General features: G+C 26.4%; 26 protein-coding genes, 1 other RNA gene and 2 pseudogenes. 15 read left to right on the top strand and 14 right to left on the bottom strand.

Annotated elements, in window-relative coordinates:
- Window positions 1-55: 55 nt before the first annotated feature.
- The 13 genes from CBLAS_RS00140 to CBLAS_RS09640 all read left to right on the top strand — a co-directional run bounded on the left by CBLAS_RS00140 (window position 56) and on the right by CBLAS_RS09640 (window position 9140).
- Complete coding sequence (locus CBLAS_RS00140) at window positions 56-1027, top strand: HlyD family secretion protein (protein WP_106869430.1); 972 nt, start codon at window positions 56-58, stop codon at window positions 1025-1027.
- The gene (locus CBLAS_RS00135; RefSeq protein WP_106869432.1) at window positions 1024-2670 is read left to right on the top strand and encodes an ATP-binding cassette domain-containing protein; all 1647 of its coding nucleotides are present in this window, start codon (window positions 1024-1026) and stop codon (window positions 2668-2670) included. The genes CBLAS_RS00140 and CBLAS_RS00135 overlap by 4 nt, the downstream gene beginning before the upstream one ends.
- Window positions 2663-3754 (top strand): ABC transporter permease, encoded by a 1092-nt coding sequence (locus CBLAS_RS00130; RefSeq protein WP_106869434.1) that lies wholly within the window; start codon window positions 2663-2665, stop codon window positions 3752-3754. The genes CBLAS_RS00135 and CBLAS_RS00130 overlap by 8 nt, the downstream gene beginning before the upstream one ends.
- The gene (locus CBLAS_RS00125) at window positions 3751-4800 is read left to right on the top strand and encodes an ABC transporter permease (RefSeq protein WP_106869436.1); all 1050 of its coding nucleotides are present in this window, start codon (window positions 3751-3753) and stop codon (window positions 4798-4800) included. The genes CBLAS_RS00130 and CBLAS_RS00125 overlap by 4 nt, the downstream gene beginning before the upstream one ends.
- 745 nt (window positions 4801-5545) lie before the next feature.
- Window positions 5546-5713, top strand: a complete 168-nt coding sequence (locus tag CBLAS_RS00120; protein ID WP_157939999.1) for a hypothetical protein — start codon at window positions 5546-5548, stop codon at window positions 5711-5713.
- 43 nt (window positions 5714-5756) lie between these two features.
- A complete protein-coding gene (locus CBLAS_RS00115) occupies window positions 5757-6665 on the top strand; it encodes an ankyrin repeat domain-containing protein (RefSeq protein WP_106869440.1) in 909 nt (302 codons plus the stop codon).
- A gap of 96 nt (window positions 6666-6761) precedes the next feature.
- A complete protein-coding gene (locus tag CBLAS_RS00110; protein WP_106869442.1) occupies window positions 6762-7472 on the top strand; it encodes a hypothetical protein in 711 nt (236 codons plus the stop codon).
- Between the two features lie 12 nt (window positions 7473-7484).
- Entirely contained in the window at window positions 7485-7943 is a 459-nt protein-coding gene (locus tag CBLAS_RS00105; protein WP_106869444.1) for a hypothetical protein, read from the top strand.
- Complete coding sequence (locus CBLAS_RS00100; protein ID WP_106869446.1) at window positions 7871-8140, top strand: thermonuclease family protein; 270 nt, start codon at window positions 7871-7873, stop codon at window positions 8138-8140. Before CBLAS_RS00105 ends, CBLAS_RS00100 begins: the two co-directional genes overlap by 73 nt.
- Window positions 8141-8159: 19 nt before the next feature.
- Window positions 8160-8426: a hypothetical protein gene (locus CBLAS_RS00095; RefSeq protein ID WP_106869448.1), complete on the top strand. Its 267-nt coding sequence runs from the start codon at window positions 8160-8162 to the stop codon at window positions 8424-8426.
- Window positions 8427-8521: 95 nt separating this feature from the next.
- Entirely contained in the window at window positions 8522-8731 is a 210-nt protein-coding gene (locus tag CBLAS_RS00090; protein ID WP_106869450.1) for a hypothetical protein, read from the top strand.
- 173 nt (window positions 8732-8904) lie between these two features.
- Complete coding sequence (locus CBLAS_RS09645) at window positions 8905-9021, top strand: CorA family divalent cation transporter (RefSeq protein WP_342354098.1); 117 nt, start codon at window positions 8905-8907, stop codon at window positions 9019-9021.
- Window positions 9018-9140 (top strand): CorA family divalent cation transporter, encoded by a 123-nt coding sequence (locus tag CBLAS_RS09640; RefSeq protein ID WP_277620684.1) that lies wholly within the window; start codon window positions 9018-9020, stop codon window positions 9138-9140. Before CBLAS_RS09645 ends, CBLAS_RS09640 begins: the two co-directional genes overlap by 4 nt.
- A 675-nt stretch (window positions 9141-9815) precedes the next feature.
- Here the strand turns inward: CBLAS_RS09640 and CBLAS_RS00080 are convergent.
- The 4 genes from CBLAS_RS00080 to CBLAS_RS00065 form a co-directional block, all read right to left on the bottom strand.
- Complete coding sequence (locus tag CBLAS_RS00080) at window positions 9816-10553, bottom strand: HugZ family heme oxygenase (RefSeq protein WP_106869452.1); 738 nt, start codon at window positions 10551-10553, stop codon at window positions 9816-9818.
- An 85-nt stretch (window positions 10554-10638) separates the two neighbouring features.
- Window positions 10639-10845 carry a hypothetical protein gene (locus tag CBLAS_RS00075; protein WP_106905671.1) on the bottom strand — a complete coding sequence of 69 codons (207 nt, stop codon included), beginning with the start codon at window positions 10843-10845 and terminating at the stop codon, window positions 10639-10641.
- Between the two features lie 445 nt (window positions 10846-11290).
- Window positions 11291-12847 (bottom strand): disulfide bond formation protein B, encoded by a 1557-nt coding sequence (locus tag CBLAS_RS00070; RefSeq protein ID WP_106869454.1) that lies wholly within the window; start codon window positions 12845-12847, stop codon window positions 11291-11293.
- 10 nt (window positions 12848-12857) lie between these two features.
- The gene (locus tag CBLAS_RS00065) at window positions 12858-13025 is read right to left on the bottom strand and encodes a hypothetical protein (protein ID WP_172658155.1); all 168 of its coding nucleotides are present in this window, start codon (window positions 13023-13025) and stop codon (window positions 12858-12860) included.
- A gap of 202 nt (window positions 13026-13227) precedes the next feature.
- Between CBLAS_RS00065 and CBLAS_RS00060 the strand changes: the two genes are divergently transcribed.
- Entirely contained in the window at window positions 13228-13746 is a 519-nt protein-coding gene (locus CBLAS_RS00060) for a YceI family protein (protein WP_106869456.1), read from the top strand.
- Between the two features lie 151 nt (window positions 13747-13897).
- On the opposite strand, the gene CBLAS_RS00055 is transcribed toward CBLAS_RS00060, so the two are convergent.
- The 3 genes from CBLAS_RS00055 to CBLAS_RS00045 all read right to left on the bottom strand — a co-directional run bounded on the left by CBLAS_RS00055 (window position 13898) and on the right by CBLAS_RS00045 (window position 16958).
- Window positions 13898-14596, bottom strand: coding sequence for an SIR2 family NAD-dependent protein deacylase (locus CBLAS_RS00055; RefSeq protein ID WP_106869458.1), 699 nt, complete (start codon window positions 14594-14596; stop codon window positions 13898-13900).
- Between the two features lie 68 nt (window positions 14597-14664).
- Window positions 14665-16467 carry a translational GTPase TypA gene (typA, locus tag CBLAS_RS00050; protein WP_106869460.1) on the bottom strand — a complete coding sequence of 601 codons (1803 nt, stop codon included), beginning with the start codon at window positions 16465-16467 and terminating at the stop codon, window positions 14665-14667.
- Between the two features lie 65 nt (window positions 16468-16532).
- Entirely contained in the window at window positions 16533-16958 is a 426-nt protein-coding gene (locus tag CBLAS_RS00045; RefSeq protein WP_106869462.1) for a hypothetical protein, read from the bottom strand.
- A gap of 48 nt (window positions 16959-17006) precedes the next feature.
- On the opposite strand from CBLAS_RS00045, the gene ffs reads away from it, so the two are divergent.
- An RNA gene (ffs, locus tag CBLAS_RS00040) (signal recognition particle sRNA small type) lies at window positions 17007-17104 on the top strand.
- Window positions 17105-17110: 6 nt separating this feature from the next.
- Here ffs and CBLAS_RS00035 read toward each other — a convergent pair.
- The 7 genes and pseudogenes from CBLAS_RS00035 to dnaA form a co-directional block, all read right to left on the bottom strand.
- Window positions 17111-18328, bottom strand: a pseudogene (locus tag CBLAS_RS00035) (HD domain-containing protein); the annotation flags it as partial.
- A gap of 397 nt (window positions 18329-18725) precedes the next feature.
- Window positions 18726-19103 (bottom strand): annotated as a pseudogene (queF, locus tag CBLAS_RS09725) (preQ(1) synthase); the annotation flags it as partial.
- Between the two features lie 9 nt (window positions 19104-19112).
- Window positions 19113-20504 carry an EAL domain-containing protein gene (locus CBLAS_RS00025; protein ID WP_106869464.1) on the bottom strand — a complete coding sequence of 464 codons (1392 nt, stop codon included), beginning with the start codon at window positions 20502-20504 and terminating at the stop codon, window positions 19113-19115.
- Window positions 20504-22813: a DNA topoisomerase (ATP-hydrolyzing) subunit B gene (gyrB, locus tag CBLAS_RS00020; protein WP_106869466.1), complete on the bottom strand. Its 2310-nt coding sequence runs from the start codon at window positions 22811-22813 to the stop codon at window positions 20504-20506. The genes CBLAS_RS00025 and gyrB overlap by 1 nt, the downstream gene beginning before the upstream one ends.
- Window positions 22814-22826: 13 nt before the next feature.
- Window positions 22827-23897 carry a DNA polymerase III subunit beta gene (dnaN, locus tag CBLAS_RS00015; protein WP_106869468.1) on the bottom strand — a complete coding sequence of 357 codons (1071 nt, stop codon included), beginning with the start codon at window positions 23895-23897 and terminating at the stop codon, window positions 22827-22829.
- Complete coding sequence (locus CBLAS_RS00010) at window positions 23894-24031, bottom strand: hypothetical protein (protein WP_157940001.1); 138 nt, start codon at window positions 24029-24031, stop codon at window positions 23894-23896. The genes dnaN and CBLAS_RS00010 overlap by 4 nt, the downstream gene beginning before the upstream one ends.
- Window positions 24018-25355 carry a chromosomal replication initiator protein DnaA gene (dnaA, locus tag CBLAS_RS00005; RefSeq protein ID WP_106869470.1) on the bottom strand — a complete coding sequence of 446 codons (1338 nt, stop codon included), beginning with the start codon at window positions 25353-25355 and terminating at the stop codon, window positions 24018-24020. Before dnaA ends, CBLAS_RS00010 begins: the two co-directional genes overlap by 14 nt.

Below are 25355 nucleotides of genomic sequence, written 5' to 3'. Positions count from 1 at the left end.
TTTTTTATTTTAAATTATAATATGTTAAAATTAGATAGAATTTTAAAGAGGAATTATGAAAAAGATTATTTTATTTTTAATAGTTTTAATTATTGGTTTTTGTGGATATGAACTATATAAATTTCAAATTTCAAAAGATAAAAATGAGCTTGTATTTTATGGCAATATTGACATTGAAACATCAAATTTATCTTTTAGATTTTTAGGGCAGATAGTTGATATCAAAATAGATGAGGGCGATAAGGTAAAAAAAGGTGAAGAACTTGCTAGCTTAGATAACTCATATCTTTTAAATAAATTAGATGAGTTAAACTCGCAAATAGCACTAAATGAGATAAAGCTAGAAAAACTGCAAAAAGGTTTTAGAGTTGAAGAGATTAAAAAAGCAAAGGCAAATTTAGATATTGCAAATGCTAAGTTAGTTGAAGCAAAAAGTAGCTTTAATAGACAAGAAAAACTTTTAAAATCAAAAGCGACATCACAAGATACATACACAAAAGTAAAAGCAAATTTTGAAATGGCAAAAGCAAATGCAAATCTTGCAAGTGCTAATTACCAAATGCTAAAAAATGGGTATGAAAAAGAGGATATCAAAACTCAGATAGAGCTTATAAACTCACTAAAAATAAATGCTGATAAAATTAAACTAGATATTCAAAATCATACTTTAAAATCCCCAATTGATGGAGTAGTTTTAACAAAATATAAAGAGATAGGGGAGGTTGCAAACCCTAGTGAGCCAGTAGTTGAGATAGCTAAAAGTGATGATTTTTGGGTTAGAGCTTATATAGATGAACCACTTTTAGGCGAGATAAAACTAGGTGATAAGATGGAAATTTTTACAGATTTAAGAGATAAACCTTATAATGGGCATATTAGTTTTATATCTAGCGTTTCTGAATTTACACCAAAAAATGTGCAAACACAAGAACTTAGAGCTGATTTAGTTTATAGATTTAAAGTTGTTTTTGACGAAAATGATGGGCTTTTAAAACAAGGAATGCCTGTTCATCTTAAATTAAAATGATAAAAGCTTCAAATTTAACCAAAACTTTTAAAAATATATTAGCATTAAAGGGTATAAGTTTTAACATACCACAAGGTATAATAACAGGACTTGTTGGGCCTGATGGTGCTGGAAAAACTACACTTATAAGACTACTTGCAGGGCTTATGAGTAAAACTAGTGGAGAGCTTGAAGTTTTGGGTTTTGATATGCCAAACTCAAGTTATGATTTTTTATCACAAATTGGTTATATGCCTCAAAATTTTGGCTTATATGAGGATCTTAGTTGTTATGAAAATTTAAGATTATATGCAGATTTACAAGAAATTTCAGATAAAAATGAGCGTATAAAAGAGCTTTTGGAATTTACAAAGCTAATTCAATTTAAAGATAGATTTGCTAGAAATTTAAGTGGTGGAATGAAACAAAAATTAGCACTATCTTGTGCTTTAATTAAAAAACCTAAGCTTTTACTTTTAGATGAGCCTGGTGTTGGGGTTGATCCTATTGCTAGAAAAGAGCTTTGGGATATGGCAAAAGAGTTGCAAAAAGAGGGTATGACTATACTTTGGGCAACCTCATATCAAGATGAAGCAAATATGTGTGATGAAGTTATAATGCTTAATGAGGGTGAAATTCTCTTTCATGATAAACCTCAAATTGCCAAAAAAAGATTAGAAAATAGGGTGTTTTTACTAAAAAGTGAGGATAAAAAAGCAACCCTTGAAAAACTTTTAAGTGATGATAATATTTTAGACGCCACTATTTTTGGAGATGATATAAAATTTAGCATAAAACAAAACTCTAAATTTCAAATTCCTAAAAATGCTAAAAATATAGAGCCAAATTTTGAAGATGTTTTTTTGGATTTAATCAATCCAAAACTAAAACCAACATCAGAACTTTTTAAAAACTTAAACTTACAAATTTCTAATAAACCTACCATTGAAGCTATAAATTTAACTAAGAAATTTGGAGATTTCACAGCAACGGATAATGTAAGTTTTAGTGTTAAAAGTGGTGAAATTTTTGGGCTATTAGGACCAAATGGAGCAGGAAAATCAACAACTTTTAAAATGCTTTGCGGTCTTATAAGACCAACAAGTGGCAAAGCTTTAGTTTTAGGAAAAGATTTATATTCAAGTTCAAATTTAGTAAAACAGCAAATCGGTTATATGGCTCAAAAATTCTCACTTTATAAAAACTTAAATTTAATAGATAATTTAGAATTTTTTGCTGGAGTTTATGGTTTAAAAGGTAGAGCAAAAAGGGCTAAAATAGATGCTGTGATTGATAATTTTAACTTTGAAAAATATCTAAAAAACGAGGTTGAATCCCTATCTTTAGGAATTAAACAAAGGCTTAGTTTAGCATGTGCTTCTATGCATAATCCAAAGGTTTTATTCCTAGATGAGCCAACTAGTGGGGTTGATACATTAACTAGGCGTGAGTTTTGGACTCAGATAAATACAATGGCAAAAGAGGGTGTTACGATTATGGTTACTACTCATCTAATGGACGAGGCTGAGTTTTGTGATAATATTACTATTCTTTATAAATCAAAAGCCATTGCAATTGGTTCAGCTACAAAGCTTAAAGCACAAGTTGGCACAAATGTAACTATGGAGGAGGCTTTTATAGAGCTTGTAAAAAGATATGATTAATAATTTTAAATTTAGAAGATTTAAAGCCATTGCGACAAAAGAGACCTTGCAAGTTTTTAGAGATCCTAGCTCTATAATAATAGCATTTGTTTTGCCTATGATTTTGCTATTTTTAATGGGTTATGCTGTATCTTTGGACTCAAAAAATATTAAATTTGGTATAATCTCTCATCAAAACTCAAAAACAACAAATGATTTAATCTCAAATTTCATAGCTTCAAAATACTTTGATACCCAAGTTGGCAAAGATAAAGAGAAATTTATGCAAAATATTCAAAACAACAACTTAAAAGCCATATTAATCATAGATGAAAATTTTAAAAAAAATCAAAAGCTTCAACTTTTAATTGATGGAAGTGAGCCAAATACAGCTGGTTTAATAGCAAAATATTCAAGTGAGATTATAAAAAATTGGGCTTTAGATAAAAATATTGCAAATGATATTAAAATTAACTCAACTATGTGGTTTAACACACCTGTATCAAGTAGGTATTTTTTAATTCCTGGAGCCATTGCTGTTATAATGACCTTAATTGGAACTTTGCTTACAGCATTGGTTATAGCAAGAGAGTGGGAGAGGGGGACTATGGAGGCCTTACTTGCCACACCTGTTAGTATGGTTGAAATAATAGCAGGTAAGCTTGTTCCTTATATATTTTTAGCTCTATCTTCAATGTTAATTTGCTTTTTAGTAGCATTTTTTTGGTATGAAATTCCATTTCGTGGCTCAATTTTAATGTTAATGCTACTTAGCGTTGTATATCTTTTTCCATCGTTGGGAATTGGGCTTTTAATCTCTACAATGGCTAAAAATCAATTTGTTGTTTCACAAGCTTCAATTATAGTTGGATTTTTACCTGCATTTTTAATATCAGGGGCAATTTTTGAGATAAGCAATATGCCAAATTTTGTTCAGTATCTCTCATATATAATTCACGCTAGATATTTTGTAAGCTCGCTTCAAACTATATTTTTAGTTGGTAATATATATGAAATTTTCTTAATGGATATTTTAGGAATGCTTTTAATAGGAGCTTTTTTCTTTTTCCTTATGTTTAGGCGTGTTAAAAGGAGTTTGGATTGAGATTAATAGCACTTATAAAAAAAGAGTTTTTGGCTATAAAAAACGATAAAAGAAATCTATTTTTAGTCTTTGGAGCTCCTTTAATACAACTTTTAATATTTGCTTTTTCTATAAATTTAGAGGTTAAAAATATAGATTTAGCTATATTTAATCAAAGTCAAAATTCTCAAAGTTATGAAATTTTGCGTAAATTTGAGGGTTCAAGCTACATTAAAAATATCATAATGGTAAAAAGTTATAAAGAGGGTGCAAAATTAATAGATATGAAAAAAGCAATCGCCCTAGTTACAATACCTAGCGATTTTTCAAAATCAAAAAATAATATCCAAATTATTCTAGATGGAAGGCGTTCAAATTCCTCTCAAATGGTAGAAGGATATATAGAAGAAATCCTTCAGAATCCAACAAATTCAAATATAAAATTAAGAAATTTATATAATCCAAATTTAAACCATTTTTGGTGGATTTTACCAAGTATTTTTGGCTCTATAACATTAGTAACCTCTGTTGTATTAACAGCTATGTCTGTTGCAAGAGAGCGAGAACTTGGCACTTTTGATCAAATTTTAGTTTCGCCTTTAACACCATTTGAGATAATGTTAGGAAAACTCTTACCAGCTTTAATGATTAGTATTTTTATATCAAGCATCATACTTTTTATAATGTTTTTTATCTTTAAAGTTCCATTAGTTGGCTCTATTTGGTTACTTTATTTAGGTGTTGTAATATTTTTATTTAGTGTTTGTGGGGTTGGGCTTTTTATATCATCTATCGCAAATACCCAACAACAAGCAATTTTATACTCATTTGTTTTTTTAGTGCCATCTTTTTTACTATCAGGTTTTGCAACACCTGTGGAAAATATGCCCTCATGGCTTGAACCTGCTAGTGATTTTGTAGCATTAAAATATTATATTGTATTTATAAGAAGTGTATTTTTAAAAGATATTAGTTTTTTAGCTAGTTTAGAGTATCTTATACCTATGTTTATAATTGGTATAATATCATTTTTTATAGCTATGATATTTTTTAAAAAGGCTATTTAGTAAAGGATTAGTATGATAAAGTTCTATTTAAAGGGTCAAAAAAACCTCTGCAGCAAGACGATTTAAAAGAAGAGGATAAACAAAATATAATTTGGATAGATATATCATTTCCAACACAAGATGAAATAGAATTTATAGAAGAAAATTTCAGGATTAAATTTCCTGATAAAAAGGATAGTGAAGAGATAGAAGCTAGTTTTAGGTATTGCAAAGAAAATAACAAAATAGAAATAGAGAGTTTTTCTTAATTTCTGATGAAAAAAATACTAGAAATGAAACTATCTCTTTTATTTTAAAGGATAAAATTTTCATTTCTGTAAGATATTTTATTTCAAAAACTTTTGATGAAATTCAAAAAAATACTATTTTTAAATAAAATCATTCAAAGATGGCAATAATATATTAGCTAAAATATTAGATATTAAAAGAGACATAAATACCAACAAAATAGAACAATTATCAAAAGATATTTCAAAAATAAGAAAATTGGTTTTAGATAATTATCAAAATAAAAGCGAAATTATACTTAAAGGTATATCTAAATGCGAAAATATAAATATGAAAATTAGGGAAAATATATTAGATAAACAAAAAATCTTAAGTGTTATGTTAAAATTACCTAAATTTGATGAGGATTTAAAGGATAAATTTAAGATTATGGGCAGGAGATTATAGATGTAGATTATATGGAATAGACACTCCTGAAAAATCTCAATCAAATAAACTTGAAAAAAAGATAAAAAGTTTGGAAGACTACCTTGAGGAAAACCCAGATAGCGAAACTATTAAAAAATTATCAGAGGACTTGCAAAAAGAACTAGACGAACTAAAAAAGAAACAAGAAGAAGAGCAAAGTAATCAATTAGCAACCAAAAAGATTTATAATTTCAGTAGTTATAAATTTGTGGCATAAAATTTCAAAATGAAAATAGTAAATTCAAATAAAAGGCATATTAATGAAACAAATTTTTAAAATAATACTCTTTTTATCTCTTATACTAAGTTTTGGTTTTTCAAATACGATGAAAGATAACAACACAACACTACAAGAGCAGAATTTAGCCAAACAAGTAGAAATTTTAAATGAAGCTATTATGGCTGATGATTATGAAAAAATAAAATCAATGCTTGATAAAAATCCAGCTTTAGTAAATACCGCTGATAGTTATGGTAATAGACCTATATTTAAACTATTGATTGTTTATTCAATGAGTAAATTTGGTTTATCTGAGTTTGACAATGTTTTTGAAAAATATATTGAAATTTTTAGTAGCTACGGGTTGGATTTAAATTTTGTAGAAGATGAGATAATGACACCATTACAAACGGTTGTTTTACTACCTACGAAACATGAATATAAGATTTATTTATTAGATACACTTGTTAAATATGGTGCAGATATTAATTTTGGTAATAATAGAGGGCTTCCATATGTCTTAATCTCAGCAACCGAAAACGAAAAAATATTTGACTATCTTTTAAGTAAAAATATAAATGTCGCTAATTATCTTTTTTGGGACTTTGTTGGTTTGATACAATTAGTAAAATTTAAGCCAGACATCACACCAGACACTCAAATGCTTCAAACCATAAATTCCAAAAAATATCAAATTTTAAGAAACGATGTGATATCAAGAGCAAATAAACTATTTAAATATCATAAAATTTCTTATTTTAATAAGAAAGAACTAGAAATAGTGACTAAATTTTTAGTTTTTACAAACGATATAGAGTGTATCAAACTATTTATAGAAAATGGACTTTTAGAGTGCGATAAAGAATTTTTAGAAAAACTTATATCTTATACCAAAGAACACAAAAGAGATGAAATTTTAGAATTATTAAAAGGAGATAAATATGTCTGATAAATATTTTCCAGATATTGAAAAAGAGGTAGAGGAAGCGAGTAAGGCTATAGAAAAAGGTACCGGAATAATAAAAAATATAACTTAGGATTTTAAATGCAAACAAAATTTGGTGATAAGCTAATAAACATTGCTAAAAAAGGTAAAGTTCCAAATAAAAACTATATGAGTTTTATAGTTATTGGTTATATGGTATTTTCTTTGACTGTTTATTTGATACCAGTTGATATCTTGGATAGGCTTCCGTTTTTATTTTATTTTTGTAAGTTTATGGCTTCTTTTGTTCCACTCATCAAAGAGCTTATGCTGTGGCAAGCACCTTGGAATATAGTATTTTATTTCTCATATATGACATTAGTTTTTATTATAATTTTTCCTATTTATATTTATAAAACATTTTTATATATTTTCGGAACTGATAATTTATACGAAACTTCAAATAGAAATGCAAAAGACAGTCCTGTATATGCTACATTACTAAGTCTTTTTATCATGATTTTTTTATATTTTTTTGTGTATGATATTTATACTGGAGAAACTTTGACGAATGGAATGTATGCAATAAGAGGACCAGCTAGTGATGTAACAAAAATAGCTGATATTTTACGAGGTGGAAAGATTACGGTTATTTTGATGGCAAATTTTTTAGCTTATGTTATTTTAATTAATATCTTTATTTTATTTTTTATAATCCGTCTAAATTTCTGCACCAAACTAAATATAAAAAGACTGAAATTAAAACTATTTTTACTATTTTGTGTGTTTATAGGGTTTATTTGGGTTTTAAGATATTATATGGTTATATAAAAAGGATAGAAAATGAAAAATATTGATTTGAACAATACAGGTGGTGTAGGATATTCCTACGAAAGTGATGGAATTACAGTCATAGTAAATTCAAATAAGCTTAAAACTAGTGATAAAAAAGATGATAAAAGCTCTTATGGAACAGCTGAAAACGCATTGGGCGGAATGGTTAAAGCATTTGAAGAACAAACCCATAACCTTATCGACCAAAATACAAAGTATATGAAAGATGATTTTCTAAATAATGTTAAAAATAATAAAATTCCTGAATTAAAAGTCTTAGATCAAGTCGAAAAAAGCAAATTTATAGAAAAAGCTCTTAAAAGCATAGATTATATTGGAAGAAATGCTAAATTATTATCTCAGCCAGCGGGAAAACTTTTAGATATTAAAGATTTATACCAGGCAAAAAATCGAGAGGAGTTTGCAAAGGCTGCCACAAAGATAGATATGAAAGAAATTTATGCGTAATATATCGTAATGATGGTTGGAATTACAATATAGAAATCGCTAAACAGGGATATGCAGTGGCTTATAAAAAAGGCAAATACACAAAAGATAAGGCTTTAGCTCACCAAGTAAACAAAGCTCAGGGGATTGCTGCTAATTCCAAGTTTGGTTTATGGAAAGATCACTATAGCCTAATGAAATATATGGCAAATAATTAAAAATAAAAAAGGAGAAAAAATGGCAACATTTGTAGAAAAAGAGGCGTTAATTGAGTTATTTAATGGATTACCAGGAACTATTTCAGGTGCAGTAATAACTGAAGAAAAATTTGCTCAAAATGAAGATGTAGATAAATGTATAGAGATAGTTAGGGAATTAATACATTTAGAACAATCAGAAATAGATTTTAATAAATATAAAAAAATATTTGATGAGATGAAAGTACCATATATTAAGATGATAGAAGAAAGAATAGGGGAAAAACTATACAGCACGGTTAGCTAAGATAAAATTTAAATAGCAACCTAGAAGAGTTTAAAAAAATATTGTAATTCAATAAATATACAACAAATAATTAAAAATAAAAAAAAGGAGATAAAATGGCAACAATTATGGAAAAAGATGTTTTGTTAGAATATGCCAGTATAGGACATTTATTACCAAAAGATAGAACACAAGAAATAATGCAAGATTTTGAAAAAATGTGCAATTTAAGAAGAGAAATTTTGGAAACTGAATATAAAGATATAGATTATAATAAAATGTTGAAAGAAATAAAAAAAATAAGAGATAAATATGATAGAGCCTAATGTTTTTAAAAATAAAATTAATGAAATTTGAAAAAAAGAGATTATTATAAAGAGCAAAATTTCTAAATCAAATACTTATTCCAAAGCTCTTATGTTTTAGGTGGACAACCTGGAGCTGGAAAATCAACCTTAACAAACAATATACGCAGTTTAGGTTTGAAAATTTAGAATATATGCATAATATGTTTTTAGGAGTTTTTCAAATCAGACAAAATAAAATTATGAAAATTTTCACTATCATTAATGTTATATTTCTTCTGCCAACACTCATAGCTAGCAATATGGTATGAATTTTATCTTTATATCTGAGTTAAAATGGCATTATGGATACCTTTTTGCAATAATTTTTATGATACTTTTGGCTATTATACCACTTGTAATTTTCAAGAAAAAAGATAGTTTTAACTGAATATTTAAAATATATCATATATTAAAATAGAGTAAAATTTTTATATTTATTTAAATTTTTAAAGTTTATAGTATGATTTAGTTGTAAAAACTATTTAAACAACTAATATTTGTCATTATATACTTTAAAAATTTTAAGCAATAAAGAGTTTATTGAATTTTAGAAAAACTTTGAAATGTTGCCACTAAAAATTCTTTCTAACTCTTTTGTATCCAAATCAAAAATTTATAGCTTTTATAGTTAGCTCCTTATCTTTCATATTAGTCAACCTTTTTTACTTCTTTACTATAATACTCAATCATATCTTTATTTAAATTATCTTTTTCACAAAACCAAATTCACCTTTTTACATTACTAGGTAACTATAAGTTAAGCTAAATAGTCAAAAACATAATTTCTTAAATATCCTAAATTATATTGTGTTCCAAAACAAATAAAAGTGTTTTTATCTTTTACTATTAAGATGATGTTTTTTTGCATATTCAGCTAAGGCATAATACATTTTATCTGCATCATATTTATCTTCTCTTTTTAATTTTTTTCATTTAATACCACTCTTGTTCTATGCATTGTATTTCTTCTTTTATTGATTTATTTTTTAATTAAAACTCAATACTATCTTTTATTTTATCTTTTTCATCAACCAGCTGTAAAAATCTTTCTAGAAAATCTTCACTATTTTTTATAATCATGTGGATTTTTAGTTTTTGCAGCACCTAAAATTTTAAGCCCAAAAGTATCATAAGCACCTCCAAAACCTTTGACAAAACGACCATTTTTTAATTTAAATTTAATGATATGAAAATCATTCATAGTTTTTATGTGTTTTAATGCTGTCTCTTTGGGATTTATTTTTTCTAATTCATCAAAAACTCTATCTTTTAACTCATCACAAAAAGTAGCTTCTACTTCAAATCCAGCCCTTACCCTAGCAAAAATAGTTTTAGCATCTTTTTCATCTTGTAGAAACATTAAGGATACTTTATTTGGATTTTGCTTTATACTATGATAATGCCTTGCTACACTAGATATAACAACATAAATATCATTATCAATTTTTACAAATGGTGCATAAGATGTAACACACTGCTCATCGTCTAAACTAGAAATTAAAACAGTTTTAAAACTTTGTATAAACTCAAGCATTTGTCCTTGTATTTTATCATTTTTATCATCATCTTTAACACTATTATAAAGCTCAATTATAACATCTTTAAAACTAAAATTTTCATCTACTTTTGTTAAAAATGGTATATTTATCTTTTTGTCATTTTGTTGTATTGTTATACTTACACTATCAAGTCCTATAACTTCTGCTCCGCTTGAATCTTCAACAAAAGCGTATTTTTTAAAAAGCAACTCAACCACATCTTTATGGTCTTCATTCATATGTTTTATAGCATAATTACTCATTTTAACCTCTTTTAAAAATTAATCATTAGTATAACCTAATTTTTTTAATAATAAATATCAAAAATAAATTTAAAAAATAAATTAGTTAGATTTTTCCATTCTTAATAAAATTTTCTATATCTTTTTCAATTTTCAAAATAGCCTTAGTTGCTAGTTCATTATAAGATTTTGAAAAATATATGTTTATATTAGAATATTCAAGGTTATTTAAAATACTAAATTTAACTATTCTAGCATAAGCTACTATATTCAAAACTTCACCATTAGTTCCTATATAAACAAATAGTTTCATTTTTTAAAATTTTCATATAACACTTCATACATTGGTGCCATCTTACCAAACATTACAATGGCATAACGTATATTTCAACTACCACATTATGGACAAATTTTACTTTTTTGACTCTCATATCCTATGTAAAACTAATTTTTACAATATTCAAAGTTTAATTTTAAAAAGTTAGAATATATACATAATATATTTTTAGAAGTTTTTCAAATAAAATAAAATTATGAAAATTTTTATAATTATTAATGTTATTTTTCTTTCACTAATACTTATAGCTAGTATTAAGGTATGAATTTTGTCTTTATGTCTGAGTTAAAATGGCATTATGGATACCTTTTTGCAGTAATTTTATAATATTTTTAGTAGCTATCTTATTTATTGTTTTTTAAAAAAAGATGGTTTTAAATAAAAATGGTTAAAGACTAATATTATAGTCTTTAACCATCGGTTAATTAAGAATTAAAGGATTTTCAATTTCAGCTATATATGGCTCTTTTTCTTTATAATATAGTACAAAAATGCTACTATCTTTTATAGTTATTGAAGATATATCACCAATTTTTGGCATTTCATATGCATCAATAATTTTAGCACTATCTAAATTGATAACTAAAAGAGTATTATAATTTTTTGAATATGCCAAAAATTTTCCACCATAAATATCACCAGCAGTTATATAATAATCTTTAATATCCCTTCCTTTTTTCAAATCAATTTTAGAACTTATTAAACTTTCACTACTTAATAATCTATCTTTTGTATCAACCTTTATAAGTATTGAACCTTTTACTTTATCATTAGGAACAGATATCATATACATAAAATCACTATCTTTATCTTTACTAAGAGTTAGAATATATTGTTTTTTTGCTCTTATGGTAAGTAATGCTGGTCTATCTCTATACCAAGGCATTTCCAAACCACCACTTGTTTTACGAAATGAATTCCACTCTTTATAAGAATCTATTTTACTATTAGGTGTTTTTTTAACGGCAAAAATAGTTTTATTAAAACCTGCTACAACAAACATATTATCAACAAAAGTAGAGGCAACAGCTTTTTTTATATTTCTACCATTTGGTTTATCTATAATAGCATAGTGGGTTTGTTTAAAATTTAAATCAGTAAAATAAACTCCACCTTCGGTATTTGAAATTGCAAAACTATCATCATTTTTATTATAAGAAAGAGATGAGGCAACACCTTTACCAAAAATTCCCTCCACTTTAAAAGGAATTTTAAATTCATTTTTAACTTTTGGCGCTTGTTTTAAATTTACAAAAGCCCCATCATTTGAATTTTCATTAAACTTAATACTTATTTTATTTTGTTCTCCACTTATATATGGATTTTCAACTATATTAGAACCAACAAAAGAAAAAGGCTTTTGAAATCTTTTCCAAACTCCAGTTGTCCAAGTATTATTTAAACTAATTCTTTCAGGGCTACCTTTTCCACTATATGGAGGAATTCCTGCTGAAATTAAAGCTTGAAATGCATTTGAAAAAACTACAATAATACTTATAAAAATAACAAATTTTGAGTATGGTGATAATTTTTTTATTCTAGTATCTTTTCTTGAAATATCAGCAGCAATTTCACTATTTTTAGCAAAAAGTATAAAAATACCCATAGCCAAAATTACAACCCAATATACTAAAATACCCCAAGTATATGTATGAGCTCCAAATATATCACCACCAAAACCCATACCAACATCTCTATATATGCTAAAGCTAGCATGCCTTAATGTCATAAAAATTCCATAAGCCGCACTAAATAAAATGGACGCTATATATTTAGCTTTAAGTCCATATCTAAGAATTAAAATACCTGCTGAACCAATTACAACCATTCCCATTCTTTCCCACCAACAAAGCGTACAAGGACCTTCACCAATAATGTATCCTAAATAAATATTAGCAATACCAACAGGGATAGCAAGAACTAATAAAACTGCACTAGCCATTAAAAAATCAAAGTTTTTTTCATTTAAAAATTTCATGTAAATTTTCCTAATAACTTGCATATGGTAATAAAGAAGTCCAACTTGCTATAAAAAACATGCCAAAACAAATTATAGTACCTAAAAGAAAAGTTCCAAATGCCAAACACTCTTTCTCAGGACTTACTAAAACTATTAAAATAGATATCCCAAATAATATAAATCCAAGAAATTCCATACTTTTCCTTTATAAAGATTTAATAAAGCATATTATACTATATTTTAATAATTTTAAAAATAAATATTAATTTTTTATTTAAGTTAATTTATATATTAAAGTATAAATATTTTTTATGATATATAATTTATTTTAAAAAAATTACTTTTTATTTAATAAATTAAACTAAAATTCTTAACATAAAAAATTACAAGGAGAAAATATGGATAATTCAAATTTCTTAACTTATGATGTGGATGCAGCTCATTCATCTTTAAATTTTAAAATAAAACATATGCAAATTAGCAATGTTAAAGGGAATTTTAATTCTTTTAAAGGTGTTTTGGAATTTGATGAAACTACTAAACAATTTAAATCTATAAAAGGCGAGGCGGAAATATCATCTGTAAACACTAATATTAAATCTAGAGACGAACACATAGTAAGTGCAGACTTTTTTGATGCTGAAAAATTTCCAACTATGACTTTTGAGATGAAAGAATTTTCTCAAGAAGATGGTGAAGGAGTTGTAAAAGCAGACCTTACTATAAAAGGTGTAACTAAACCTGTTGAGTTTAAATATGAATTAGGTGGAGTTTCAAAAAATCAAGATGGTAAATCACTAGTTGGATTAACTCTTGAAGCAAATATCAATAGAACTGATTTTGGTATTGGTGAAAAAAGTGTTGCAGTTGGAGATAAAGTTAGCATAACTATTGAACTAGAAGCAGTAGCTAGATAATTCAACCTAAAAAAACTAGGCAATTTATAATTGCCTAGTTTAAAACTTACATTTTAAACCCAAAATCTTACCATATTAAAAATAGTTTTAATATATTGTTAGTTGCCTAAACTATAAATTTAATCTATTTTAGGCTCTTTGTTTAAGAAAATTAAATTTTATCGTTTTTAACAAAATTTTCTATATCTTTTTCAATTTTTAAAATTGCCTTGGTAGCTGATTCATTATAGGATTTTGAAAAGTACATATTTAAATTAGAATATTCAAGATTATTTAAAATACTAAATTTAGCCATTCTAGCATAAGATTTTACATCTAAAACCTCTCCACTAGTTCCTATACAAACAAATAGTTTCATTTTTTCTAATTTTTCATATAAAATTTGATACATTGGTGCCATTTCACCAAACATAACTATAGCATGACGAACTTTTTTACTATTACATTGTGGGCAAATTTTACTTTTTTGACTCTCATAGCCTATATAAAACTCACAATTACAATCTTCACATCTTAGTTTTGTAAGCTCACCATGTAGATGAATTACATTTTTACAACCTGCTTTTTCTAATAAATCATCAACATTTTGCGTAAGAACTGAAACTTTATCTTTATACTTTTCTTTTATTTTTGCAATTGTTTTATGGGCTAAATTTGGATTTGAATTTTTAAGTTGTGCTCTTCTTTCATCATAAAAATCTAAAACTTTTTGTCTATCTTTTTCAAACCCTTGGATTGAACAAACTTCCATTACATTGTATTCTTCCCAAAGACCACCACTATCTCTAAAAGTTTTTAATCCACTTTCTGCTGAAAGTCCTGCTCCGCTTAAAATTAAAATTTCATCCATTTTAAACCTTTTTAAAGCATTATAATATATCTTAAAGATTAAATTTGGTAGTAAAAACTACCAAATTTTTATTTTTTAGTCATTCTTTTTCTAGTAGTTGGGTCTAAATATTTTTTTCTAACTCTAATGTTTTTTGGAGTTATCTCTACAAGTTCATCCTCTTCTATCCACTCTAATGCTCGCTCTAAAGTTAAAGCTCTTGGTGGAACAAGTTTTATAGCATCATCACTTCCACTTGCTCTAACATTTGTTAAGTTTTTACCCTTAATAGGATTTACATCAAGATCATTTGGGCGACTATGTTCTCCAATTATCATACCAACATAAACTTTATCTTGAGGTTTTACAAACAAAACTCCTCTATCTTGAAGATTAAAAAGAGAATATGCAAGTGCAACACCATTTTCCATACTTACAAGTGCACCATTCATTCTTCGCTCAACACTTCCACTCATAGGGCGAAATTCTAAAAAGCTATGGTTCATTATACCTTCACCCTTAGTGTCAGTTAAAAACTGACTTCTAAAGCCAATTAACCCACGAGCTGGAATTTCAAATTCTAACCTTGTTTGACCATCACCTGTTGGGTTCATAACCTTCATTTCAGCTCTTTTTTTACCAAGTTTTTCAATTACAGTTCCTGTAGAGTCATCTGGAACATCAATAACTAAGTGCTCATATGGCTCACATTTAACACCATTTATCTCTTTTATAATAACTTCAGGTCTTCCAAGACACAATTCAAAACCCTCTCTACGCATATTTTCAGCTAGAATGGTTATTTGAAGTTCACCTCTTCCACTAACTCTAAATTTACTCTCTCCTGCACTTTCATAACGCATAGCGATATTTGTTTTCATTTCATTTTTAAGTCTTTCTTCAATTTTGTTTGAAGTTACACTTTTACCCTCAGTTCCTGCAAGTGGTCCATCATTTACACTAAAAATAACACTCAAAGTTGGCTCTTCAATGTGAAGTGCTTCAAGTGGAACAGGATGAGCTGGATCAACTATACTATCTCCAACATCTAAAGCATCAAATCCAGCAATAGCTACTATATCTCCACTACCAGCCTCATCAATATCAAGTTTATCAAGACCTAAAAAGCCTATTAGTTTTGAAATTCTACCAGTAGTTTTAGTTCCATCAGCTTTTATAAGCATTACATTTTCACCCTTTTTAACTTTACCATTAAAAATTCTTGCAATTCCAATTTTACCAACATAATTATCATAATCAAGGGTAAAAACTTGAAGTTGTAATGGATTTTCATCACTTCCTTGTGGTTTTGGTACATTATTTAGAATTGTTTCAAAAAGTGGAACCATATCTTTATTTTCATCATCTAATGTAAGCTTTGCATAACCATCTCTAGCAGCTGCATACACAACAGGAAAATCAAGTTGTTCATCATTTGCATCAAGAGCAACAAATAGATCAAAAATTTCATCAATTACTCTTTCACTGTCCGCTGCTGGTTTATCAATTTTATTAATAACAACGATTGGTTTAAGTCCTAAAGATAGAGCTTTTTTTACAACAAATTTAGTTTGAGGCATAACACCTTCTTGTGCGTCAACTAAAAGTAAAACTCCATCTACCATTCTTAAAACTCTCTCAACCTCACCACCAAAATCCGCATGTCCTGGGGTATCTATAATATTTATTTTTGTATTTTTGTATCTAATAGCTGTGTTTTTTGATAAAATTGTAATTCCACGCTCTTTTTCAATATCATTATTATCCATCACTCTTTCGCCAAAATTCTTGTGCTCATCAAAAGTTCCTGATTGTTTTAATAATTGATCAACCATAGTAGTCTTACCGTGGTCAACATGGGCAATTACAGCTATATTTCTTATATCTTCCAAATTCTTCTCCATTTTAATTTTAAGGGTTTCATTATACAAAAAAAATTCTTATAAAAATAAAAATTCTATTCGTACCGTTTTTTTTCAGCAACTAAAAACTCATAAACTCTTTGCTGAATCAATATATCATCCTCATCTTCACTTAAATTTATTATGCGTCTAAGATGAGAAAAATCTATTTTTTTAATATATCTTTTTTTATATTTTAAATCTCTATCAATATCCCTTAATATACTATCTAAACTAATACTTTTATAAGTATCAGCTAATTTTACATACTCTTTAATAGTTGCCATTAATATATCAACTCTTGTTTTATTATCAGGATATATCTCTTTAATAATCTCTCTAAGTTTATCATAGTCTTCTTCATTACGAGTTTTTTTTGCCAAAAACATCGCTGTAAAAATTTTTGCTCTAAATTCTAAAGATTTATGGTTAAAAACAAAAAGTTCTTTAAAAAATAGGAAAAATTTTGTTTTAATGCTCATAATAAACCTTTTTTTAAGTATTTTTTATATATAATTTTAGTTCGCCTCTTCTTAGACCTGTGCAATGTTATTTTTAAGCACCGCTTCAGGGTAGGAATACAGCAGAGCACTTAACTATGATATGTGCCGCAGCCATCTGGGAAGGGGTCTTTCAAGTCAAATTGTTGTTTAAAATCCTCACAAATATCATAAAAATTAATTCCCTCTATTTTTTGATTATTATAAAAATATTCTCCAATAGAATTAAATCCACTAGTTAATTCTTTACTTTTAACACCATAACTAATTGAAATTCCTGCCTCAAAAAATGCAGATAATTTATCGCAATATTTTAAAGCTTTACCATCAATTGCTCTATATTCATCACTATTTACACTATTTAGACTACCTTCATGAAATTTTGGTTCATTTTTATAGGTTCTATTTTCAAACTCATCTTTTAAAAATTTACCATTTTCATCTCTTCTGATACCTAAAATATAACTAAACTCATCTCTAATATGCTCTGGAACATATGGTAAAATTTCATCATTAATAAGTCTCATTTCATACTCATTTATAATTTCATTCAACCCTTCAACTCCATATTTTACAGGGCTTATTATATCTCTTGTAAGGCTTTCTGGTAAATCATGAAACAAAGCACAAAAAAAGTTAAATTCTTTTCTTTTATCACAAGCTTTTACACTAATTGAGTAAAAATAGCTTAAAAGTGCAACTACAAACATATGACCCAAGACAGAAGTTTCAGGAATTCTTGGTGTTTGAGCCCACCTTTTTTGAAATCTAAGTCTTCCACTTAAATCAATAATCCTTGCTAGTTTTTTATTCATAGTAATTTTTCTAACACCAATTAGTTCGTAATAATCCTCTAACTCTTCATCTACTTTTGATTTAAGTTGTTCTATATCATTTAAAAATTGGCTTGTTTGATAAACTATGTTAAACTCCCACCTAGTTGATAAATATGAAGCAGCTTTTAAGATAAGTCTTTCTTCCTGATGGTCATTTTTATTTTTTAAATAATCTTCAAATCTTTTTAAAAACTTACCATCTTCAATATCACTTAACTCATCTCTTAATTTTTCTAAAACCCACTCATTTATCTGTTTTGATTTAGTTTTTTGAATTTCGTGAAAAACATCAGGGCGAATGTCAGTTACCATAATTCTAATTAAAAAATCAAAAATTCCACCCTCTATAATATAATTCATATCAATATTTTTCTCATATTTTGCTATAAAATATGCTATTATAAATTTATGTGCTTGTTTATCAAGCTCTACTAAATTTACCATTTTAGGGTAATCATTCCATCTTGAAATGGAAGCTGCTTTAAATATATGCTCTACTAAACTTGCTTTAATCATCTTTTTTAACTACTACTGCTTTTCTATCATCAAAATTTGATTTAAAAAATGGCTCTTTTTTAGGATATGATTTTTTATCAAAATTTTTATCATCTCTGTCTTTATTATTATATTTTGATCTACTATCATCTTTAAAATTTCTATCTTTGAAATTTCCTTTACTACGGTTATCTCTAAAACTTCCACGACTATCATTTCTGCTTTGATTTCTATTATCCCTAGAACCACCAAAACTTGATCTTCTATCACTATCTCTTGAAGCTTTTTCTTCTTTCATAGTTACTCTTCTAGCCTCAGCTTCATCTTTTTCTTTTTGAAATTCCTCTTTTATTGCTGAGATTATATCTTCTTGATTGTTATCTGAATTTTTTTCATTAAAATCTTCAATAGATCTATTTACTATTAAATTTGAATCAATTTCAATAACAGTATGAACATTTCCTCTTGGGTTAAAATCCCCAATAATTTTCATCCATTTTGGATTTAGTTTTTTTTCTAAAACTGAGTAAATTTCATTAATACTATCTTCATGGCTTACATGTCTATTCATAAAACTATTTATATAAAGTTTTATCGCTTTTAACTCAACAACATATTCATTTGGTATATATTCCAAATAAATAGTAGCAAAATCGGGATAACCTGATCTTGGGCATAAACAACAAAACTCAGGCAAAGTTATTTTTATAATATAGTCTCTATCTTGTTTATTTGGCCAAATTTCTAAATCTTTTTCAATATCAAATTCTTTTATCTCTTTTTCTCCGTAACGCATCTTTTTCCTTTATATACTTTTTGGTCTATCTATATAAAAACCTTGAATATAATCAATTCCATTATTTTTATATTCTTCATATAAATTTTCTTTATCAATAAATTTAGCTATGGTTTTAACATTTAACTTATCAGATATATTATTAAAACTTTTAACTATTTCATTAATTTTTTTATCACTTAAATTTTTATTTATCTCTATGTCATATATCAAATAATCAAAATTTAAACTTTTAAAATATTCAACACTATAATTTAAACCTAAAAATTGATTTAGTGCTATTTTAAAACCATATTCTTTAAACTGTTCAATAATTTCTTTAAATCTATTTAAATCACTATAAAAAGTTTTTTCGTTTATTTCAAAAACTATTTTATTTGGATCTATGATTTTATTTGTTATCATTCTAAAAATTTCATTTTTAAAGCTTTCATTTCTTAGACTAACTGGCGAAATTTCTATAAAAAATCTATCATATTTTATAAATTCAAAGTTATCAGCTATAAATTCAATCACCTTTAAATCATACCTTATTTCGTAATTATTTTTAGCAGCTATATTTAAAACTCTATTTTTAGATATATTTCCTATCTCATCTGATTTTATATATACATATAAACTTAATAAATCCTTATCATCTTTTATAGATTTTATTGTCTGTTTTTTTACTTCAAAATTACTTTTTTCTATAGCATATAAAACAAGTTCATCCAATGTATCTAATTTTATAGCTTCATAATTTTCCTTTTCACTATCTAGATTAAAAATATTAGTCATTAAAAAATTTAAAATATTCTCATAATTTTTATCATAAGTAGTTAAAACATCTGCAAATTTAATCTTAACTTCAATATTATTAATTCCCTCATTTGAAAGTTTTCTTTCAAAAGTTCTTAACATATGTTGTAATTTGGTTGTTTTACAATCAACTAAAAACATAAAAATATTACTTGAACATCTTCCAATAGGTAAATTTTTAAAACCATTTTCTTTAAAAAAATATGTTATTTCATAAACAAATTTTTCAAGAAGTTTATCTCCATTTTGATAACCATATCTTAGATTAATATCTTCAAAATTTTCTATTTTTATTAAAACTGCATTTTTTTTTCTATTTTTTTTAATAGTTTTTTTTAAAATTTTAACAATTTCATCTCTTGAAAATGCTTTAGACACCTCATCTATAATGCTATTTTTAAAAGCAAAAAATATTAAATATGCCACATAATATGCATAAAAAAGAATTAAAATTAAAAAAAGAATTACCTCTTGATAATCATAGCTTAGCTTAGAAAATATTATATAATTTAAAATAATTAAAGCTGATATAAAAGGTAATATAATTTTAAGAGAGATTAAAAATCTTTTTTCTCTCTCTTTATTTAAACTATAAAGGATCATTAGACGTCCAAATTTTTTACATCTTTAGCGTGATCTTGAATATAATTTCTTCTAGGTTCTACCTCATCACCCATAAATAGATTAAATGTATCACTAGCACTTTGTGCATCTTCTATTTTTATCTGTAAAAGTCTTCTATTTTCAGGATTCATAGTTGTATCCCAAAGTTGCTCTGGATTCATCTCACCAAGACCTTTATATCTTTGAATATAAGCTCCTTTTTTAGCATTTTTTTCTATTTCTTCTAAAACTTCTAAGAAATCTTTATCAAATTTAAGATCTCTTGATTTAATTTTATTATATATGAAAATCGCCTCTTCAAATATAGGATTTGTAAACAAGTTTTCATTTATAACAAGCTCTTCAAGCCCACTTTGTGTTTGAACATAAATCTTAATCTCATCATCACTTACGTATGAATTTAAAATATTAAAATTATGACTTTCTAAAAATGTTTTTAAAACTTCAAAAATTTCACTATATTCAAGTCCAATTATATCTTCATTTTCAACCATATGTCTAATAGCTAAAATTAAGTTATATCTATTTTTAAGTTCATTTAGAAGCATTTTATAACGAGCAACTATTTTTAAATAACTAATTAAATCTCTATCACCAATTCCTTCAAAATGAACACCATCAATCCCTGTTTCAATTAAAAACTCATTTAAAGCTTTTTCATCTTTTAAATATATCTCTTTTTTACCTTTTTTATATTTGAAAAGTGGTGGTTGAGCTAGATATACATAACCTTTTTCAATAACAGGATTTAAAAATCTAAAGAAAAATGTTAAAAGCAGGGTTTGTATATGACTACCATCAACATCGGCATCGGTCATAATTATAATTTTATGATATCTTAGTTTTTCTTCATTATACTCTTCACCTATCCCACATCCAAAAGCTGTAATCATATTTTTAATCTCTTCTGAGTTTAAAATTTTATCAAGTCTACTTTTTTCAACATTTAAAATTTTACCCTTTAAAGGCAAAATTGCTTGAAAAACTCTATCACGGCCCTGTTTTGCAGAACCACCCGCACTATCACCTTCCACTAGATAAATTTCACTAACTTCGGGATCTTTACTTTGACAATCAGCCAATTTTCCAGGAAGTGTTCCAACACTAAAATTATCTTTTTTTCTAGTTAAATCTCTAGCTCTTTTTGCAGCTTCTCTACCACGAGCAGCCATTAAAGCTTTACTCATAATAGCTCTAGCTTCGTTTGGATTTTCTTCAAAGTATTTACTTAAAACTTCAAAAGTCATCCTTTGAACAAGTGGTCTTACATAACTAGATCCTAATTTTCCTTTTGTTTGACCTTCAAATTGAGGTTCAGAAACTTTTACAGAAACTATAGCTATTAATCCCTCTCTAACATCTTCGCCAGTTATCTTAGTATCTTTTTCCCTAGCGCTTGCGTTTAATTGAACATAGTTTGTTATAGCTCTTGTAAGTCCTGCTCTAAAACCAGCTTCATGTGTTCCACCATCAGGAGTTTTAATATTATTAACAAATGAAAGTGAATTTTCAACATAGGATGTATTATATAAAAGTGCAAAATCAACCTCAATATCTTCAATTTTATCACTAAATGACACAGATTTTGCAACTATCTCTTTTTTATTGAGATCATTTACAAAACTTTCTAAACCACCCTCAAAATGAAAACTCTCTTTAATTCCAACTCTATTATCACTAAAATTTATAGTTATTTTTGGATTTAAATATGCAAGTTCTTTAAATCTTTTCATTAAAGTTTCGCCATTAAAATCAGTAGTTTCAAAAATTTCTTCATCAGGCCAAAACTCAACAGTAGTTCCTGTTCTATTTGTTGTTTTAATAATTTCAAGATTACTAGTTGGTATACCTTTTGCAAATTCTTGCCTATGAATATTCCCATCTTTTTTAATTGTAACAATTAGTTTTTTTGAAAGGGCGTTAACAACACTTACACCAACACCATGTAAACCACCACTAACTTTATAACTATCTTTATCAAATTTACCACCAGCATGCAGTACTGTTAAAACAACAGTTGCAGCAGGAATTTTTTCAGTAGGGTGCATTTCAACAGGTATTCCACGACCATTATCACTTACTACAACCGAACCCTCATTTGTAATTTCTATATCAATTGTATCACAATACCCAGCCATAGCCTCATCAATTGAGTTATCAACGACTTCATAAATCAGATGATGAAGTCCATTAACATTTGTATCACCAATATACATTCCAGGTCTTTTTCTAACTGCTTCAAGACCTTTTAAAACTTTTATATTACCTGCACCGTAATTTTTTTCCATATTTTTTAACCCTTTAATTTATCGTTGGCATAATTATATTTAAAAGCTCTTCTGAGCTAAGCATAAAAGCAACATCAACACTATTGTAATCAAGCTTAAACTCATTACTTTCAATACTACTTAAAAAATCAATTATATATCTATTAGTAACCCTAATAATAATATCATTTATAACATTATTTTGAGATTCTATCTCTGTTTTTGCTTCGTTATTATTTTCATTTATACTTTCAAATAAAATTGAATTTGGCTTAATTGTAATAGTCATTCTATCACAAATCATATTTATAGTTTTAATTCCTTCAAGCATTTTATCTCTTTGAAGCATTACAGAACTATGAAATTCTTTTGGGATGACTCTTTGATAATCTGGAAATTTTTTATTTATAAGTTTTGTATAAAACTCAAAATTATCACAAACAGCAACTAATATATTATCATCATAATATATCTCAACATCATCAAAAAATAGTTTTTGCATTTCACTAATAGCTTTTTTAGGAATTATTAATGAGTATTCAGTTTTATCAGTTGGTGTATCTAGTTTGTAAAGTCCTAATCTTTTTCCATCTGTTCCAACTAAGTTTATATAATCATCTTTAATATCTATTAAAGCACCATTTAATGCATAGTTTGGATTATTTGAATCAATATTTGGCATAATTTTTTTAAGACTTCTTCCAAGCATTGATGAATCAATAACAAATTTTTTCTTTTCTTTTATTGTTGGAAAATTTGGAAAATCTAAAGAGTTATACATAGGAAGTTTAAATTTAGCACTTTTTTGCCTTAAAAAAAGAAAATTATTCATAGTTTCAACTACAATATCTTCATCTTTTAAACCTTTTATAATATTAAGTATTGTAGTACCATTAGCTGTTGCTTCACCTTCAACTTGAATATTTATATTTTTAATTTTATATGCAAGTCCAATTTCATGGTCAGTTGCTTTTATATTTAAGATTCCATCTTTAGCACTAATAAATATATGAGATGTTATTGAACTTACATCTTTTTTATCTATATAAGAACTAGTGTTTATGATGATGTTACTTAGCATGGATTTATTTATGATAAATTTCATAAGATTCCTTTTTTAAATTTAAATTTTTTAGTATTAGTAGTTAGTGAACTGATTTTGTGAATAACTCCTTTAAAGCCTATTATATCGTAATTTGCTAAGTTATTAAGAATTTTTTTTGATTCACATGTTTTCACTTATTTCCTTTTTTAAAATTTTATTTTCTAATTCATCAATTTTGATTTTTAGGTATTCATCATCTTCAATTAGTGTTTTTATTTTTTTAATATTATGACTAACTGCACTATGATCTTTTAATCCAAAAAAGCTTGCAATTGCTGGCATTGAATTAAGTGTTATTTTTTTAGAGAGATAAATTCCTATTCTTCTTGCCTCAACTATATTTTTAGTTCTACTTTTGCTTTTGATATCGCTTGGTTTTATGTTTAACTCTTTTGAAATTATTGCTATTATTTTTTCTAAAGTTACAGATTCTGCTTTTTCTCTTATTTGATCTTGAAGAACATTTTTTGTAAACTCAAGAGTTATTTCAGTTCTCATTAGAGTTGAAAAGGCATTAATTTTATTTAAAGCACTCTCTATTTCTCTAATATTATCTCCCATATTTGTAGCTATATATTCTATAATTTTATTATCAAGATTTATTTTATTATCTTGGCTTTTTCTTTTAATAATTGCAATTTTAGTTTCAAGTTCTGGTGGTATTATATCTGCTATAATTCCTGATTCAAAACGGCTAAGAAGTCTTTCTTCAAACCCTTTTAAAAACTTAGGTGGTTTATCACTAGTCATAACTATGTGGCCACCTTTTTGTTTAAGTTCATTAAAGGTATTAAAAAATTCTTCTTGAATTTTATCTGTTTTACCTAAAAATTGAATATCATCAACTAGTAGAAGATCGCAATTTCTATATTTATTTTTAAATTTTTCCATACTTGTATTTCTTAAGTGAAAAGTAAAATCATTAATAAATTGTTCACTTGTTACACATATTACTATTTTTTGATTATTTATGCAATAATTTCCAATTGATTGAAGAAGGTGTGTTTTACCAAGCCCACTAGGACCATAAATAAATAGTGGATTATAATCTTTTCCAAGGTTTTGAGCCACAAATTTAGAACAAGTATATGCAAATCTATTTGAATCACCAACTATAAAATTTTCAAAATTATATGATTCTATAAGCAATGTTGAGGATGGTTTTTTGTTTTTTTGTTCTTTACTTTCTTGTAATGAATTTTTTTCTAAAATTTTATTTTTTGAAGTTATTAAAACTTTTGGTCTAACTCCTGTCTTTTCTTCATAAATTGATTCTATTTTATTAGCATATTTTGTTTGGATAAATTTAGCCATAATTTCATTGTTAGTTGTATATATAATTAAATCTGGTTTTGATTTTTTATCATCAAAATTTATCCTTTTTATATATTTATTAAATTCATTTGGTAAAATCACTTTTTGAAGTTCATTTAAAACTTGCGTTTGAATAGGTAACAA

The organism is Campylobacter blaseri, from assembly GCF_013201895.1.
Classification (GTDB): Bacteria; Campylobacterota; Campylobacteria; order Campylobacterales; family Campylobacteraceae; genus Campylobacter_B; species Campylobacter_B blaseri.
This window is presented reverse-complemented; position numbering and strand designations above follow the sequence as displayed.